Annotated in this window: 19 protein-coding genes; 5 read left to right on the forward strand and 14 right to left on the reverse strand. The window is 39.6% G+C overall.

All coding sequences use genetic code 11. The annotated features are described in order from the left end of the window. Positions 1-1,063 precede the first annotated feature (1,063 nt). On the reverse strand, positions 1,064-1,960 hold the full coding sequence (locus C9J40_RS10475; RefSeq protein ID WP_107246762.1) for a permease: 897 nt from the start codon (positions 1,958-1,960) through the stop codon (positions 1,064-1,066). A gap of 110 nt (positions 1,961-2,070) precedes the next feature. Between C9J40_RS10475 and C9J40_RS10480 the strand changes: the two genes are divergently transcribed. Continuing rightward, positions 2,071-2,367 (forward strand): helix-turn-helix transcriptional regulator, encoded by a 297-nt coding sequence (locus tag C9J40_RS10480; RefSeq protein WP_107246763.1) that lies wholly within the window; start codon positions 2,071-2,073, stop codon positions 2,365-2,367. Between the two features lie 17 nt (positions 2,368-2,384). Here C9J40_RS10480 and C9J40_RS10485 read toward each other — a convergent pair whose 3' ends face one another. The 12 genes from C9J40_RS10485 to flgB all read right to left on the reverse strand — a co-directional run bounded on the left by C9J40_RS10485 (position 2,385) and on the right by flgB (position 12,331). Continuing rightward, positions 2,385-3,434 carry a flagellin gene (locus C9J40_RS10485; RefSeq protein WP_107246765.1) on the reverse strand — a complete coding sequence of 350 codons (1,050 nt, stop codon included), beginning with the start codon at positions 3,432-3,434 and terminating at the stop codon, positions 2,385-2,387. Positions 3,435-3,448: 14 nt separating this feature from the next. After that, complete coding sequence (gene flgL / locus C9J40_RS10490; RefSeq protein WP_107208356.1) at positions 3,449-4,348, reverse strand: flagellar hook-associated protein FlgL; 900 nt, start codon at positions 4,346-4,348, stop codon at positions 3,449-3,451. 10 nt (positions 4,349-4,358) lie between these two features. Next, a complete protein-coding gene (flgK, locus tag C9J40_RS10495; protein ID WP_107246767.1) occupies positions 4,359-5,726 on the reverse strand; it encodes a flagellar hook-associated protein FlgK in 1,368 nt (455 codons plus the stop codon). Between the two features lie 5 nt (positions 5,727-5,731). Further along, positions 5,732-6,214: a rod-binding protein gene (locus C9J40_RS10500; protein WP_107246769.1), complete on the reverse strand. Its 483-nt coding sequence runs from the start codon at positions 6,212-6,214 to the stop codon at positions 5,732-5,734. 9 nt (positions 6,215-6,223) lie between these two features. After that, positions 6,224-7,345: a flagellar basal body P-ring protein FlgI gene (locus tag C9J40_RS10505; protein WP_107246770.1), complete on the reverse strand. Its 1,122-nt coding sequence runs from the start codon at positions 7,343-7,345 to the stop codon at positions 6,224-6,226. Beyond that, positions 7,345-8,013 carry a flagellar basal body L-ring protein FlgH gene (gene flgH, locus C9J40_RS10510; protein ID WP_005364296.1) on the reverse strand — a complete coding sequence of 223 codons (669 nt, stop codon included), beginning with the start codon at positions 8,011-8,013 and terminating at the stop codon, positions 7,345-7,347. Before flgH ends, C9J40_RS10505 begins: the two co-directional genes overlap by 1 nt. 9 nt (positions 8,014-8,022) lie before the next feature. Next, positions 8,023-8,808, reverse strand: coding sequence for a flagellar basal-body rod protein FlgG (gene flgG, locus C9J40_RS10515; RefSeq protein WP_107208351.1), 786 nt, complete (start codon positions 8,806-8,808; stop codon positions 8,023-8,025). 35 nt (positions 8,809-8,843) lie between these two features. Then, the gene (locus C9J40_RS10520) at positions 8,844-9,575 is read right to left on the reverse strand and encodes a flagellar basal body rod protein FlgF (RefSeq protein ID WP_107246772.1); all 732 of its coding nucleotides are present in this window, start codon (positions 9,573-9,575) and stop codon (positions 8,844-8,846) included. A 12-nt stretch (positions 9,576-9,587) separates the two neighbouring features. Next, positions 9,588-10,784, reverse strand: a complete 1,197-nt coding sequence (gene flgE, locus C9J40_RS10525) for a flagellar hook protein FlgE (RefSeq protein ID WP_107246773.1) — start codon at positions 10,782-10,784, stop codon at positions 9,588-9,590. 70 nt (positions 10,785-10,854) lie between these two features. Beyond that, a complete protein-coding gene (gene flgD, locus C9J40_RS10530) occupies positions 10,855-11,532 on the reverse strand; it encodes a flagellar hook assembly protein FlgD (RefSeq protein ID WP_107246775.1) in 678 nt (225 codons plus the stop codon). Beyond that, positions 11,532-11,966: a flagellar basal body rod protein FlgC gene (gene flgC, locus C9J40_RS10535; RefSeq protein ID WP_005364289.1), complete on the reverse strand. Its 435-nt coding sequence runs from the start codon at positions 11,964-11,966 to the stop codon at positions 11,532-11,534. Before flgC ends, flgD begins: the two co-directional genes overlap by 1 nt. Before the next feature lie 2 nt (positions 11,967-11,968). Next, complete coding sequence (gene flgB, locus C9J40_RS10540) at positions 11,969-12,331, reverse strand: flagellar basal body rod protein FlgB (protein ID WP_107246777.1); 363 nt, start codon at positions 12,329-12,331, stop codon at positions 11,969-11,971. Between the two features lie 831 nt (positions 12,332-13,162). On the opposite strand from flgB, the gene flgA reads away from it, so the two are divergent. Next, positions 13,163-13,957, forward strand: coding sequence for a flagellar basal body P-ring formation chaperone FlgA (gene flgA / locus C9J40_RS10550; RefSeq protein WP_233220313.1), 795 nt, complete (start codon positions 13,163-13,165; stop codon positions 13,955-13,957). 171 nt (positions 13,958-14,128) lie between these two features. Here flgA and C9J40_RS22370 read toward each other — a convergent pair whose 3' ends face one another. Then, the gene (locus C9J40_RS22370) at positions 14,129-14,701 is read right to left on the reverse strand and encodes a prepilin-type N-terminal cleavage/methylation domain-containing protein (protein WP_107208345.1); all 573 of its coding nucleotides are present in this window, start codon (positions 14,699-14,701) and stop codon (positions 14,129-14,131) included. A 245-nt stretch (positions 14,702-14,946) separates the two neighbouring features. Between C9J40_RS22370 and flgM the strand changes: the two genes are divergently transcribed. From flgM to C9J40_RS10570, 3 genes are all read left to right on the forward strand, one after another. Continuing rightward, positions 14,947-15,228, forward strand: coding sequence for a flagellar biosynthesis anti-sigma factor FlgM (gene flgM / locus C9J40_RS10560; RefSeq protein WP_107208344.1), 282 nt, complete (start codon positions 14,947-14,949; stop codon positions 15,226-15,228). Between the two features lie 30 nt (positions 15,229-15,258). Further along, the gene (gene flgN / locus C9J40_RS10565) at positions 15,259-15,726 is read left to right on the forward strand and encodes a flagellar protein FlgN (protein ID WP_107208343.1); all 468 of its coding nucleotides are present in this window, start codon (positions 15,259-15,261) and stop codon (positions 15,724-15,726) included. 75 nt (positions 15,727-15,801) lie between these two features. After that, positions 15,802-16,524 carry a lytic transglycosylase domain-containing protein gene (locus tag C9J40_RS10570; protein WP_107246780.1) on the forward strand — a complete coding sequence of 241 codons (723 nt, stop codon included), beginning with the start codon at positions 15,802-15,804 and terminating at the stop codon, positions 16,522-16,524. The last annotated feature ends 72 nt before the right edge of the window (positions 16,525-16,596 follow it).

Below are 16,596 nucleotides of genomic sequence, written 5' to 3' on the forward strand. Positions count from 1 at the left end.
ATAAAAATATCATACACATTCTCGTTACATTAACGAATAACTCTTTTATGGCAACAAATTTTTGAAATGAACATTGGTATAAACGCTAATATTGATATTAATATTAATTTAGTAAAGAAAGGAAATTTAGAAATTACAATAAAACTTATACAAACAGATGATATTACCATGTAAAAATAATAAGAATTTTTAAACTTTATTTCAGAATTACATTTAGAACACACTACCTTTTTTCGAACAGATAATTTATATAAATCATATATACTTATCGTTTTATTAAAACAGTTAGGACAACTTTTCATTTGTAGTCTCTTCTCCTTATATATCAAGAAATAAATTTTCACCTTCATTCCATGACATTGGTTGGAGAACATACCTATTTTCAATCATGAAATCTGAATAAGTATTGTCATCAACCCATGCCTACGTAACCAGAATATTCTAACTTTCCTTTCTCTCTTATTAAGAAAAATTGATCATGAAGAATTGCAGGTTTAACCCAGTTCAAGAAAGAAGATATATTCACATTACTATTTTTTTGTTTTTAATAGCAACTTCAATCAAAAGACCAATTTCATAACATCTCTGTTCTTTTCCTTTTCCTGTTTGATTCCTATCTAAAAACAATGAATTTCTTTTACTGACAGGTACTTTAATAATCGCGTTCAAGGATTTAAACCATTTAGTTGATTAACTTAAAACTAATATTATCAAGGTATTTAATAATCAAAAGTTATTTATCAAAATGTATCTAAAATATTAGACGCAATTCATAGATAAAATTTTTATTACACATCTCTTTCACAAAGCAATAATAAAAATATATCACCAAATAAAAACAGATTTAAAGCACCTTTAACTACTTAAAGGTGCTTTAATACGCAATATTAATATTTAATTTAATATTTATTCTTATTTAATGTTAACCATAAAGCGTCAACATGATATAAAAAACCAGACAAAACACACGCGTCATAAATATGTAATATTCAATTCACAATGATACTATAAAGATAATGGAAAATTCTTTATCTACGATGGCACTGAAATTCCATGGTAAGGATTAAAAAATCCAGCTATATAAGTAACCTGAACTCATAGCCATGGTTAAAACAACCGCAACAAAAGCAATAATCATTGGTGTTTTAAATATTGATTTCAATAAGATAACTTCTGTTAAACTTGCGCCAGCACTACCAATAATTAATGCCATCACCGCCCCTAATCCCATTCCTTTTGCAGCTAATGCGGCACTTAATGGAATGACAGCTTCTGCACGAATATACAATGGAATACCAATGACAGCCGCTACCGGAATGGCAAATGGATTATTATCACTTGCTATTTTTGCAATGAATTCAGTTGGCATAAAACCATAAATCAATGAACCAATAGCAATACCACCGATTAAGTATGGCAGTACTTTTTTGAAATCTTTCCATGTTGTATTCCAGATTTTTTTCCATTTATTGGTTTCAACTTTCACTCCACCACAGCTTTTAGCACCACATGATGATTCAGGTTCAATATAGGCTTCTGGTTTTACAAAGCGCTCAAAATTGAGCTTTTCTAATAGCACGCCGGCAATAACAGATACACCCATCGCCATCACAAAATAGAATGCCGCAACTTTAATACCAAAGGTTACAACAAATAAGCCAATGATTACGGGGTTAAGCAGTGGACTCGCGAAAAGGAACACCATCATGGTGCCAAAACCCGCTTTAGCTCTGAGTAATCCTTTTAAGAACGGAATTGTCGAACAAGAACAAAACGGAGTAATAGCTGCTAATAATGCAGCAACAACATAACCGTGACCTTTCTTTCCGCTTAATATCCTCTGAATTTTTTCCGGTGGTATATAACTTTGTAACACGCCAACCAAAAAGCTAATCAACAAAAACAGTAGCGTTAACTCAGTCGCCAAAAAGAGGAACATCTCTAACGTATCTTTGAACATCACAACACCAATCTATATTTCTAGAATAGTCGAAATATAATTGATCTTTATTGGCTAGATCAAGACATTTCCAGTAATATCGAAATATAAATTTAGTGAGGGTATTAACAATGAATACAGAGATCATTGCTAAGGCATTGAAAGAATTAGGACATCCGACACGATTGATGATTTACAAAACAGTGATTAGAGCAGGTCATCAAGGTATTGCTGTTGGGGGATTACAAGAAAAGCTTTCTGTTCCTGGCTCAACCCTCTCTCATCATATTGCCGGGCTGGCCTCTGCTGGGCTCATTTCACAACGCAGAGAAGGACGAACTTTGTTTTGTGTCGCTGAATATCAGAAGCTGGATTCTGTGATCGCCTATCTACAAGATGAATGTTGTGCAGACGAAAATCAGCAATAAACATGCAGTCAGTGACATTATTTCAATAAAGCGACAACCGTATGACGATGTACATTTGCTTGTGCTGCTAAAGAGCGATACGTTGCACTAAATTGCTGGTTTCCAGCCCCCGAGAGTTGGCTAAGCTTTTCTTCTACTTGCTTAACATCTCCCAGCGACGTGTTTGCCTTCGCATCTGCCATTTGTTTAGCCAATACCGCCTGATAAGCTTTGATATCATCAAGGCTTTGTTGCACTTGCCGTAAATGTTGGTTCACTTTTACTAAAGTATCGCGAATTTGCTCACGGTTATTAAAAGTAAATTGACTATCTTCAATACCTTCAGGCTCAGGCTTAATCGTGAGTGTATTGGCCTGTCCTGCAGGGTATCGATGCCCTTGACCAATTACCTGTACTTTTCCTTCCAACCCTTGAAAGCTTTGCTCATTGGCTCGAAATACAATATCGCCGTTATCTTGTTGCGATGCTCGAAGACCAAAAGGGATCACATGACGATCTATTTGCGAAACTAAGGCTTTATCGCTTAATTTCGCATCCATATTCACAACAACCGTTCCCAACTGTTGAAAGCTTAATTTAATAAGCTCACTGTACTCTCGCTGACGCTGAACATTCAGACCGGGAACAGAAAATGTACGTGTTATTGGTCTATCAATATTAACTTTAAGCTCTGCATCAATAACACGAAGTCCGTCGCTCTTAGCGTTATTCAATGTGTGTTTAATTGAATCAAGATGATGATTCGCATTGCCTTGAGCTGACGGAGAAACTGCACGTTGAGCAATAAGCTCAGTACTTAAGATCTTCTTTATGGCTTGTAAGTCACGCCCTACAACGCCTAAAGCTTGTTGTGCTATTTGTACCGATGTTACTTGCTGCTGCCCCTTGGCAAGTAAGGTTTTAGAAACCGTATATCCATCTTGCTGATAGCTTAATTGTTTTAAGTTCGAACCCGCAATTTTCTTGGTATCGATTGTGTCTGCGGCTGACGGAACAATGGCAGCTTGCTTGCTCGCATTAGCAAAATTTATACTCTGAGTTCTGACTTCCGATGTACTTGTCACCATAATTCTTTGCTACCTTACAATCGCTTAAACAATGAAAGGTCGTTAATTTTCATATAGCTTGCCTGTGTAGCCTGAAGCGCAGCCATGTAATTATTTAAACGAACCGATGCTTCACCATAATCCAACGCTTCTAGATCATTGGTTACGGCTTCAACAAATAACTTGTTATCACCATGGCTGGTTTCCATTAAATCTAAATTATTATGGCGCCCACCAATATCGGTTACTGCTGCTAATACATTATCATGCGTCGTATCTAGAGTATTTAACGTTGCTTGTAAGGTGTTATTGAGATTTGCTGTCGGGGCTTGTAACTCGGTTATCGCGGCGTCAATCTGATTTAAGATATTATTACCGCCAAGATCGAGCATTTCTTGTGAAGCAAAATTGGCTTCCATCGTAACGCCTTTGGCTACCGTCACTACCCGCTTATCACTATTACCTTCAAAAATATAACCACCAGCAGGTTGTGCTGTAATCGCTGGGACATCACTTTGAGTACCGGAAAAAAGGTAATTACCCTCTTCATCTTGAACATTAAATGAAGACATAAAAGCATCGCGTAAGCTGACTAATTTATTGGCATAACTTTCTCTATCAGCATCTGAGATGGCACCATTTGACGCTAGTAACAACGTATCTCGCATATCTTTTAACGTATCACTTGCAGCCATTAAATGAACTTCTTGCGACGATAACGCGGTTTTCACATTATTAATGTTGTCTTGGTACTGATTTATCGCGCTATTTTCACGATCTAAATTCAATAAGTTAATAGAATCAATTGGGTTATCAGATAATTTGAGTAAGCGCTGACCAGTCGACATCTGCGCTAACACTTCCCCTAAGCCTTGGTTATTTTTTGATAGGCTAGTTAACATTAGCTGGCTAAATTGCGTATCACTGACTCTCATCATTCATCCCTTACAATAATCGTAATACTGAGTCGAACAGTTCATTGGCTGTACTGATCACTTTCATGTTTGCTTGATAAGCATTAGTAAATGTCATTAGGTTTGCCGCTTCTTCATCACTGTTAACCGCACTTAAATTATCTCGTGCTGCGTTGGCTTGACTAAATAAGGTTTCTGCGGCTTTTTGATCAACGGCGGCTTGTCGCGTTTCTATTGCCGTTTTACCCACCATAGAAGCAAATGCATCATTCAAGGTCACACTCCCTAACCCTGTGATCGCCATTGGCTTCGTCGACAAATTGATCAAGGCTTGTAACGTATCACTGTTACCCGGTGTCCCATCTGAAGATAATGCCAGCTCAGCCGGTGTGATCGCGGTGATATCAAGGCTGGCCGCTGGTGAATTGGGATCGAATGAAAACAATGCTTGGCCTGGATTACCGTTTAAATCAAAACCCGTCGCGAGTACCTGATTAAATTCGGTTGCTAGGTTTTGTGCCATCTCATCAAGGGCTTGTTGGGTCGGTTTTAAGGTGTCTTTAAGATAGCTATCAAATGCTCCTAACTGCCCTCCTAACTCACCTGTAACTGCAAAGGTTTGCCCAGAAAAATTAATTTCAATATTCTTAATAAACGGCTCATTAACTATCGGAGTCGATTTTAATTGCGCAGCATCACTACCTAAGATCAAGGGCTGACCCGATGCCAGAGTGACTTGTAGGCTACCATCTGGTTGCTGGGTTGAACTGATCTCTACCACTTCAGAAAGTTGCTTAATTAATACATCACGTTCATCAATAAGCTGAGAAGGATTACCGCCTGTCGCTTGTGTCTCAACAACGCGATGGTTTATATCAGCAATGTTGTTCATTAAGCTATTAGCATGCTCAATAGACGCACTAGCTTTGTCACTGATACGCTTACCTTGGCCATGTAAAGATTCAGACAAGGTATTAAAGCGACGAGATAACGCTTTAGCTTCATTAATAATTTGCTGGCGATTAGGGGTAGATTCAGGTTTAAGCGTCGCGTCATTTAACGCCGAATATAAAGAATCAAGACCAGCACTAATGTTAAAGCCCTCGCCACCTAAAAGGCTTTCGAGCATCGTCATATTGTCTAAATTCGCATTGCTTGCTGCTTGTTGACTGGTTGCTGCCCATGTTTGCTTTACAATAAATTGGTCTGAAATACGACGTATGCTGGCAACGTCAACACCACTTCCCGCACTTAATATATCGTTGCCAGCAAGAGCACTCATCATTGCCTGCTGTCGACTAAATCCTGGCGTATTAACATTAGCAACATTATGAGCAGTAACATCAAGCGCCGTTTTATTGGCATTTAACCCTGTTAAACCAATATTAATCATATTCATAGCGATTACTGCTCCTTGTAAGATTGCAATGATTGTTGAAAAGCAGTACACGTTCGCATCGCCAATTGATTGACCGATTTATTGTTGACAGGCTTTGGTGTGTCTTGTTTTTCCAGTGCTTGATGAGTTAATGCGGCACTATTTTGAACATCATTAAATCCTTGGTTAGGATTTAACTGTTTCATCAACATTTCTTTAATGCCTGTTTGCTGTTGTTTCGCCATTTCAATCGCTAACTGGCCATCATAAAAGTCGCGATAGACGCTCTGTTGTTTACTGGAAAATGGATTATCTTCATCAGCCAAGACATCACTGCTACTTCGCATCTGGCGTAAAACCATTTGTAAAAACATCGCTTCAAATTGCCCTGCAACCACCTCTAAACCTTGCTCATCAGATAGCGAATGTTTGATTTGCTGCAAACCATTATTATCATGGTATAGAACATTATTTTTGTTCATTACGCTGATATTGTCGTCGAACTTCATCTAACTCTCCTAAATCACTACCAGTTCTGCATTCAATGCGCCTGCTTCATGTAGCGCTTGTAGAATAGACATAAGATCATCAGGTGACGCACCTAAGCTGTTCACGGCATTTACGATAGTATTAAGCTCAGTCCCTTCAGGCCAAATGTACATTTGTGCCTCATCTTGGTTGATATCAACTTTAGAATTATTGACTCGCTCTGTTGTACCTTGGCTAAAGGCGTTAGGCTGGCTGATTTGATCACTTTCTGAAATCGTCACGGTAAGGTTACCGTGGCTCACAGCCGCTTCACTCACACGGACATTTTTGCCAACCACAACCGTTCCTGTTCTCGCATTAAATACCACCCGCGCGGCTTTTCTCCCTGTCATTACTTTTAAGTCTTCCAACATCGACATAAAAGTCACCCGCTGTTGTAGGTCTTGCGGCGCACGCATTTCCACTCGACCTTTACTTACCGCAGTCGCCACTTTTGGACCGAAAGTCGCGTTGATTGCACGGGAAATATTTTTCGCAGTGGTAAAACTCGGTTGGCGTAAATTTAACGTGACGATGCTGCTGTTATTAAAGTCCGTCGGTATTTCTCGCTCTAACATGGCACCATTAGGAATTCGCCCTGTTGTGGGTGTATTGACCGTGATTTTTGAACCACTTTGCCCTTCTGCTTTTACCCCTCCAACGACGACATTCCCCTGTGCAACAGCATAAACTTCACCATCGATACCTCTAAGTGGCGTCAATAATAAAGTACCGCCACGTAGGCTTTTTGCATCACCAATAGAGGAAACAACAACATTAAGCTCTTGACCGGGTCCCGCCATCGCTTCAACGGTGGCTGTCACACTCACTGAAGCGACATTTTTTAGCTTTGGATCGATCCTATCACCAATTTGTACCCCAAACTGACGCAGCATATTGGTGATAGACTGGCTGGTAAATTTCACTTGATTTCGATCTCCTGAGCCATCAAGACCAACCACCAAACCATAACCCACCAGCTGATTTGAGCGTATGCCTTGCACATCCACTAAATCCATCATAGGAACTGCTGTTTTAGCGCTAACGTTAAGCGGCATCCAACCCAACGTCACACACAAAAAAGACAGGATAAAATAAACCATTTTTTTCATTAGAAAGGCATCCATGGGCTAGTGAAAAATTGTGTTAACCAGCCTGCAGCATTGCTATCAGCCAGTGCGCCTCTGCCAGAATAAGTGATCCTCGCATCACCAATACGTTGAGAAGACACTTGGTTATGACGATTAACATCATCAACCCGAACCACGCCTGTTAAGCGTATGTATTCATCCCCTTGGTTTAGTCGGATCCACTTTTCACCACGGATCATCAGCACGCCATTAGGTAATACTTTATGTACAGTGACAGTGATTGCCCCTTGCAACTTATTGCCTTGAGTGCTGGCAGCAGTACCATCAAAACCACGATCACCGCTAACACTGGCTGAGAGATCATCAAAGGTTTTATTACCTAATGTTGGCGCTGCAAATTCAATAGAGGAAGATTTACCAAACTTGGTATTGGCTTTTTTGCTTGACTGCGTTTGCTCATCCAACTCCACCGTTAATACATCGCCGACCCGATAGGCACGGCGATCTTGAAACAAGGTCATCGAATAATTATGGCGATACAAGCTGCCATGCTTGGCTTCAGGTAAGCTGTAATCAAGATCCGGTGGCGCAAATGCAGCATCATTAGGTTCAGGCGGAATAAACTCTTCACGCACCGCACAACCTGATACAAATGAGAGAAAACATAGCAGCATTAAAAGCGTCTTCATCCTCACTCCTTACACGGCTTGAGCGACAAATTTCAGCATGTCATCAGCGGCAGAAACGACTTTGGCATTCATTTCATAAGCGCGTTGAGTGGTGATCATATCGACCATTTCTTCAACTACTTGCACGTTCGAACCTTCTAGCGCCCCTTGTTTCAAACTGCCTGCGCCATCAGTGCCTGCAATCATCTCTTGCGGCTGACCACTGGCTTGAGTCTCTTTATAAAGGTTACCGCCCACCGCTTCTAAGCCTGCTGGATTAATAAATTTCGCTAAGGTAATTTGCCCTAACTCTTGCGGCTCTGGATCCCCTGCTAGCGTCGCCGTGACAAGGCCATCAACACCAATGGATATCGTATTCGCTTCTTCAGGTATTTGAATTTGCGGTTGAAGTGGCAGACCTTGTCCGTTCACCATTAAACCTTCAGAGTTAACGTGAAACTGGCCATTACGGCTAAACATCACTTCACCATCGGAATTTTCTATTTGGAAAAAGCCCGATCCCATTACAGCAAGATCCAACTGTTGTTGGGTATTTTGTGAATTCCCTTGCGTAAACACTTTTTGTGTACCGACTACACGCACACCACTACCAAGCTGTACTCCACTCGGTAATTGATTTAACTGATCAACTTGCGCCCCTGGTTGACGTTGAATACTGTAAAACAAATCTTCAAAAACAACACGATCACGCTTAAAACCTACCGTATTAACATTGGCAAGGTTGTTGGAAATCGCAGTCATTTTTGTATCTTGTGCTGCCATTCCTGTTTTACTGACCCAAAGTGCTGAATGCATGATGACTCTCCTTGTAATTATGTTTACCTACGTGATTAACGTGGGTTCATTAAGCGGGTTCCAGCTTGTGCTAAAGTTTCTGCGGTTTTCATCATTCGCACTTGCATTTCAAAGTTACGAGTTAGCGACATCACACTAACCAGCTCATTAATCGCCGACACGTTACTGCCTTCTAAATGCCCAGCCGTCATCGCTACACTCGGGTCTTGAGCAAAGACTTGGTCATTTACTGGATGTAATAAGCCATCACTTTGTTTTTGCAGTTGATTAAACTCCGGATTAACCAACTTTAATTGTCCGACTTCAAGCTTGGCACCACCGCCAGGAGGCACCACAGTCACCACACCTTTATCGCTGATTTCCACATCTTGATGTTCTGGTAGCACTAAGGCTTCCCCTTCTGACATCAATGGAAAACCGTTAACTCGCATCATGCCTTGATCATCAACACGAATGTTGCCAGCACGGGTATAGGCTTCATTACCAGCGACAGTTTGTACGGTAAAAAAGCCATCACCATTAATCGCAATATCCAGTGCGCGCCCTGTTTTGATCACATCCCCTGCATCAAAGCGTGTCGCTGCTGAGTTAGTTACAACCATAGTGCGACCATCAAATCCCGCGCCCTGTAACGGGATACTTTTCACTCGCTCCATATCCGCACGAAAACCTGCTGTGTCAGCATTTGATAAGTTATTTGAACGCACGTGCTGCGCTTTCATCACTCGGCTTGCGCCACTGGTTGCGGTATATAAAAAACTATCCATAACAGCCTCTCACTACACCGCGTTAAAGAGTGATTGCGTTAATTTATCTGACGTCGATATAGTTTTGGCATTCGCTTGATAGTTGCGCTGAGCGGTCATTAGGCTTACCAGTTCACTGGTGAGATCAACATTTGAGCCTTCTAAAGCGCCAGCAACTAATCCACCTAAGGTCCCCGTACTTGGCGCACCATTAACTGGGGCACCCGAGCTGAAGCTTTGGATCCAAGAAGTGCCATTGGTTTTTACCAATCCTTGAGGGTTGGCAAAATCAGCTAGCATCACTTGACCTTGTAACTGAGATTGTCCATTAGTGTAAGTAGCAAACACCATCCCATTATCTTCAACACGCACACCAGCAAGCTCACCCGAGGTATAGCCATTCGGCGCATTGGTACTCACGCCAAAATCCGCACCAAACTGAGTCGTCCCAGCTATATCAATATTGATATTCGCCGCATCCGCACCTGCAGGGTTGAAATTCACAACAAAAGGAGTCGTTGGTGATTGCAATGTACCGTCGGTATTAAAAACAACATTTTGGGTTTGCGTCGGGGTAGCCGCGCCATCAACGACCACATTTACCTGCCACTCATTGGCATTGGTTTTGGTGAAGTACTGTGTAACGGTGTGGGGGTTACCTAAAGAGTCATAAACTTTAGAAGTATAAGAAGAGTTAAAGCTGTCAGTCGCATTAGGATCGAAAGGATTAATGGCAGGATCAATCACACTCGAACGGGCATCTAAGTTAGCTACAAAAGCAAGCTCATCTGTCGCTTTTGCTGGCAGTGAACCGGTGGTGATTTTTAAATTACCGACTGCGCCAGCTTGTAAATTGTTATTTGCATCAACGGTATAGCCTTGAAGCTTGGCGCCATTATTACTAACAATGTTGTTATCTTTATCAGAACCAAACACGCCTGAGCGGGTATATAAGGTTTGCCCAGTATGATCTTTAGTGACAAAAAATCCGCTTCCCGAAATCGCCAGATCTAACGGTCGACCAGTCCCGGTAATTGAGCCTGTTTTATCAAAGTTCTGCGAAATAGCAGCAACTTCAACCCCTCCGGCTTGCATACCATTGTATACCGCTGAAAATTCAGTACGTGACTCCTTAAAACCCGAGGTAGAAACATTGGCAATATTATTACTAATAGTATTTAACTGAACATTGGTTGCGTCTAATCCACTTAATGCGATATCAAAACTCATAACTTCCTCTTCTCTTCATTCCTTGATTACTTTCGTTCACGGTTTAAACCAAGCGAAAGCTTAAATAGATTTACTCGCCAAACTGGCTAATTTGATAAAACGGTACTCGACCAATACCTTCAACATTTACCAACGCGGCACCGCCATTAGAGGGCACGCGGACCTGCGATACTTCTCCTGCGAGCAGAACACTGGGTTGTGGTATATCTTTCGCCACCTCAACACTGATTTGATATTGCCCTTTAGCTAAACCCAACGCGTTAGGATCAATCGTAAATTCTACTTCCCCCTTATTTTTAGGGCCTAACGGCATCACTTTTTTATTACCAAGTTGATCTGTTAAAACAATCGAGACGGTACTCGATGCATGGTCTAATTCGATCCGTCCTTGCTGCTTAGCATCCGTTAATTCAACCTCATTACCTTCAACATAAACGGTTTGCCCTACTAACCCAGCCGTTGAAAGGACTTGCATGTTATCCAGTAAAACCATGCTGTTTTGCATCAACTTCGCCATATTCTCGGTACTTTCAACCTGAGAAAATTGCGCTAATTGGCCGACATATTCAGTACCATCAAGCGGATTTAACGGATCTTGGTTTTGAATTTGAGCCACCATTAAATTAATGAATTCATTTTTTAATGAGTTAGCATCGTTAGCATTATTCGGATTACTCGCGACAGCCATATTGGTCGACTCAATCGCCGGCACATCGGTACTCAGTGCGTTAAATTGTGCAATGGTCATCAGTTACCCTCACCTAAACGAAGCAACCCTTGCTGCATGCTTTTTACATTACTCAGCACTTCTACATTGGTTTCAAAACTGCGGGTAGCTGACATCATGTCTGCCATCTCTGCGACTACATCTATATCAGGGTAATAAACATACCCCTCTTCATTGGCCAGTGGGTTACTCGGCTCAAAGCGTTTTTCAGCCTCTCCAGCATGTTGAACCACATCCATAATGCGCACTTCAGCACTCGGGTAATCTGCTTGATCTCCTGTTAATTGAGTTTTGTTGTAAACGGTGGCGAATACAGGTTTTAACGCCTTGTAAGCATCGTTAGGATTAGCGGCAACAGCATCGGCATTCGCTAAATTACTTGCGACAGTATTTAAACGTATGGTTTGCGCATTCATTGCAGAACCCGCTATGGAATAAATATCAGTAAATGCCATTGTTAACGTCCTTTAATCACGGCAGCTAAGCCCTTAAATTTCATATTCATAAACGTTAAGCTGCTCTGAAAATCCATGTTGTTTTTAGTAAACTTTGCCTGCTCGACACTGAGCTCTACCGTATTGCCATCTTTTGAGTTCTGGTAAGGCACAGCGTAACCATCAGACACCACAAGTTGTGTCGGGGCTTTTTGTACTTTTCCAAAACCCATTTGACTTACAATGGCATCAAAACGAATATCTTTTGCTAGGTATCCAGGGGTATCTACATTTGCTAAATTACTGGCAAGCACTTTGGCTCTTTGCACCCGAAAATCGAGCGTTTGAGGATGAACACCAAGTGCATTTTCAAAACTTATTGCCATTAACCACTCCTTAGACAGTACAACCAAGATTGCAATAGAGTGTATTAATCCAAAATGCGTGCCAAAATATTTTTTAAATATTATCAGGGAGTTATATTTAAATACGGAAAGTTAACTTCCCATAGGGGAAATAATCGGAAAGGAAATAACACGATTGAACTAAATGTAATTATTCCTTTGATACTATTAATGAATCTATTTCAAACTTAATAACAGTTTTTATATTTAACTATCTCTATCTCAACATTTAAATATAATAAATATCTAGACACACCTGCATAAAAAGCTTGACTAAACACTAGGTATGAAGTTATTTTCCGCTCTCAAACCACATCATCCACATAGAAATATAAGTCTAATAAGTATTGGCACTAATCTTGCTTTTAATTACTAATACAAAAAACTTATCGAGAGAAAAATGTTTAAATTTATAGTTAGTTTTATTTTATTATGCTTATCACAATCAAGTTTTAGTGAAGAGATAACCATAACATTTATTGGAAAAGTAACGGAACCCGCAGAAAGAATAATATCAAGCAAAATCAAGAGCATAGATGATATTAAGTCAGATAAAAGCCATTTTAGTATCAAAGAAGAAGAGATACAATCAAACCCTTTAGCAAAGTTATATATCATGACTTACTATTGATGCTAAGTTATTATTAATAATTGAGTTTTAATATTTACAAGAGCACTCTTAAACCTAAATTATTTATTAAATCATAAGGTTATCATCAATAAATCAGATAACTTCATCTAATTAATGCCTTTGTAGAAAGCGACTATTAAAGGCATGCTAATTTAACATTAATAATGTAACTAAGAGTGAACATGTTGAAGATACTTGAAGTGGTGTCAAACCCAGCAAAAAAAGCATTTGTGAGTTTAACATATTTAATAATTCTAGTTATATTTTTACCTTTTAGCGTTTTTGCTGATAATTTACAAGAGGTTAAATTAATAACCTCAAATAGCGTTAATATACAGAAAATTAAAAGCGCCTTGGTAGACGAAATAAAAAATGAGATCCAGCATTACAGTGATATTCATGGCTGGAAAAAAGTGGTTCCAAATATAAAGGTCAATATTCCGAAGGCCATATCATCATTACCTCATTGCCCTGAACCTGTTCGTTTTACTGCACAAGATAATCAATCGCAGCCCGTAGGCAGATTAAAAAGACAAGTTAAGTGTGAAAGCCCAACAGTGAACTGGCGACTCAATGCAACGGTTTATGTCCAATTAACACTACCAGTAATGGTAGCCCGCACGTTAATCCATCGCGACGAGGTTATTACAATGGACATGCTCGACAGCAAAAAACTGCAACTAAAAGCACCTAAGAACATCATCACTGATGCGGATCAAGTGATAGGGTTACATGCCATCCGTCGAATTCGCCAAGGACAACTGATTACTGAAAACGTGTTAAAAAAGCCGTTTCTGATTAATAAAGGGGATCAAGTACTGATTGTCGCTAAGAAAGGTAAATTTGAAGCATCAACCAAAGGAATGGCGTTAGAACATGGAAAAATGTACGAACAAATTAAAGTAGAGAATACAGCAACTCAAAAAGTCATTCATGCTCGTGTTGTTGCACAAGGGAAAGTAGAAACAATATTTTAAAATAAGTAAAAATAACCGCTACATTAAATATAAGCATTGATAATAAATAGAGCTCAACTTGTTGTTTTATGCTTCGCATCCCGACATTACATAAGAACAATCAACAATGATTATACTTCTGTGAGAAAGCCCTATTCTTTTAATGAATAGGGCTACTTAACGTTTCGGTTATCAGCAATCAGATGTGAACAATGTAAAATGTGGTTTAGCTAGATTATCAACGTTATATTGTAAGTAGCATTTCTTTTGTTCAGGGTGACTATAGTAATCATTTACTTGTGGGAAAATTCTAAAATCACCGTCTCTATTTGTATAAAATTCAATGTTTAATTTGTGTGTTGCATTACCCTTGTTATCCAGAGGGTATACGTCAATATTAGCCAGTTTTTTTATTGCTTCGATGCCTGAATATTCAGTTTTAGAGCTAATAGAGCTAAACCACGGGTAATTATCATAATTTGATATACGAATGCCTTTATTTTCATTACTCGGTGTAGTGGAGCTTCCACTAAGCATAAACCTATAGCCATACTTATCAGTATAAATGTTTGCAGATGGTAATTCCGTCTTTGCTGCAAATATAGCAAATGAAGACTCTAAGGCCCCTTTTGTCGCTTTTAGGGTAGCTATTCTTGCATCACGCTGAATATTTAAGAATTTTGGGACTGCAACGACAGCTAATATTCCTAGGATAACAATAACAACGACGATTTCTATCAGTGTGAAACCTTTACTTTTTTTCATTCAAGACGCTCAACATGAAAATGGATTAAGCCATGCGTGATTTTAAACAATCACAATGAGTTTTCGGTATGCATAACAGCTTTGTTTCTTCGAGACCGTTCGATTACTATATCCACGAACGTTATCTATCGTATACGCTCTAACACTATTTTCGATAAAAATACTGAAACTGTCATTTCTTATTTAATCTTCCTATGAGTTTGGTCGCCTAAGTAAACTAAGCGTCTTGTTTAGGAATTAAAACGATGAAAATAGATAAAATTGCAACCGCGCAGTTTTCCCATACCCAGTTAAAACCAGCAGAACAACAACCAAGCTCTCAGACCGTAAAAAATAGCGCTATCAACACGCCCAGCACCATTGATAGCCAACTGTTAGCACAAGCACAGCAACCGTTAAATGCCCTACCTGATGTGGATATGGCAAAAGTGGAACAAATCAAAAATGCTCTAAACCGTGGAGAAATCAACCTCGATATTGAAGCGCTTTCGAGTGCGATTTTGCAATTTCATACCGGTCATGAATAAACACATTGCTAATGTTATATGGAGTAAAACATGCCTAATCCTCACAATAAACAGCAAATGCTCACTGTACTTATAAAAGACATTCAGTGCGATATTGTTGATTACCGCCAGCTTTATCAACTGATGTTAAAACAGCACCAATGCTATTTGAAATTTGATGGTATGTTACTTTCGCAGCTAACGGAACAACAACTGCCACTGCTAAGCAAACTGACACAACGAAGCCAACAGCGCGCACAACAACTACACAAGCTCGGTTTACCCATTAATAATCAAAGCATGAATAAACTGATCCATGCTTTACCAAATGCAATAAAAAGCAAACTTCAGCAACAATGGCAAACGTTAGAAACCTTAGTAAAACAGTGCCATGACTTAAATCAGCGCAACGGAATATTATCAGCGAACTTCAGCGAATTGCTCAATCAAGTGTATACTCAAATGCCCCAACATAATGACAATAACGCTTATAGCTCACCGCATTTAATGCAGTATTAAAATTAAAGGCTAATGAGGTATCATTTGGGCAATAAAAAATGCACTATTCTCTCTCTACCTCTCAGTATGTTCATCATGCTGATTTTGTTATTGTTTGCAAATCCTAACCAAGCATCCACGCCAATACCCACCAAGTACCAAACGCAATTTGAACAACAAGTCAGTAAACATTATCAACGATTATCACCGCATAAAAAAGTGATCAATAAACAGTTCACGCGCCATCAAACAACGGTACAGCATATAATCAAACGGCTTGATGCTAAAAAGCTACCGCGTAATCTGGTATTAATACCAATGATTGAATCGACATTCGATCGCCATGCCGTCTCTCACGCAAAAGCGGCTGGTCTTTGGCAGCTCATGCCCGCAACAGCAAAGCGTTTTGGTTTAACTGTCTCCAAGACTAAAGATGAAAGATTCAATATTGCCCGTAGTACCGATGCTGCTATACAGTATTTGATCTTTCTCTATAACAAATTTGATCAAGATTTAAAGCTGACTTTAGCAGCCTATAATTCAGGGGAAGGACGTGTACAACGGGCATTAAAACGCGTCGTGGATAAACATTTTTCAGCTCTACGCTTACCGAATGAAACCGTTGATTACGTGCATAAATTTTACGCTTTAGAAAAGTTGGTCGATCTTGATACGTTAGTAAGCTCAATACCGAGAGCCCAGTCTCCCTTCGCAATCAATGCAGTATCTATTAATAATGATGTCGTGTTTCTAAAACAATTATTTGAAACCAAAACAGTGATAAATATGAAGCCTATTAAGCCAATCATTACATTTTAAACCGTCATCAGCCAACCTAAAAAGTAACAAATACTTGAATTAATAAGCAACTTGTCTAGTTGAAATAAAACG

It is taken from the genome of Photobacterium sp. GB-72, assembly GCF_003026095.1.
Lineage (GTDB): Bacteria > Pseudomonadota > Gammaproteobacteria > Enterobacterales > Vibrionaceae > Photobacterium.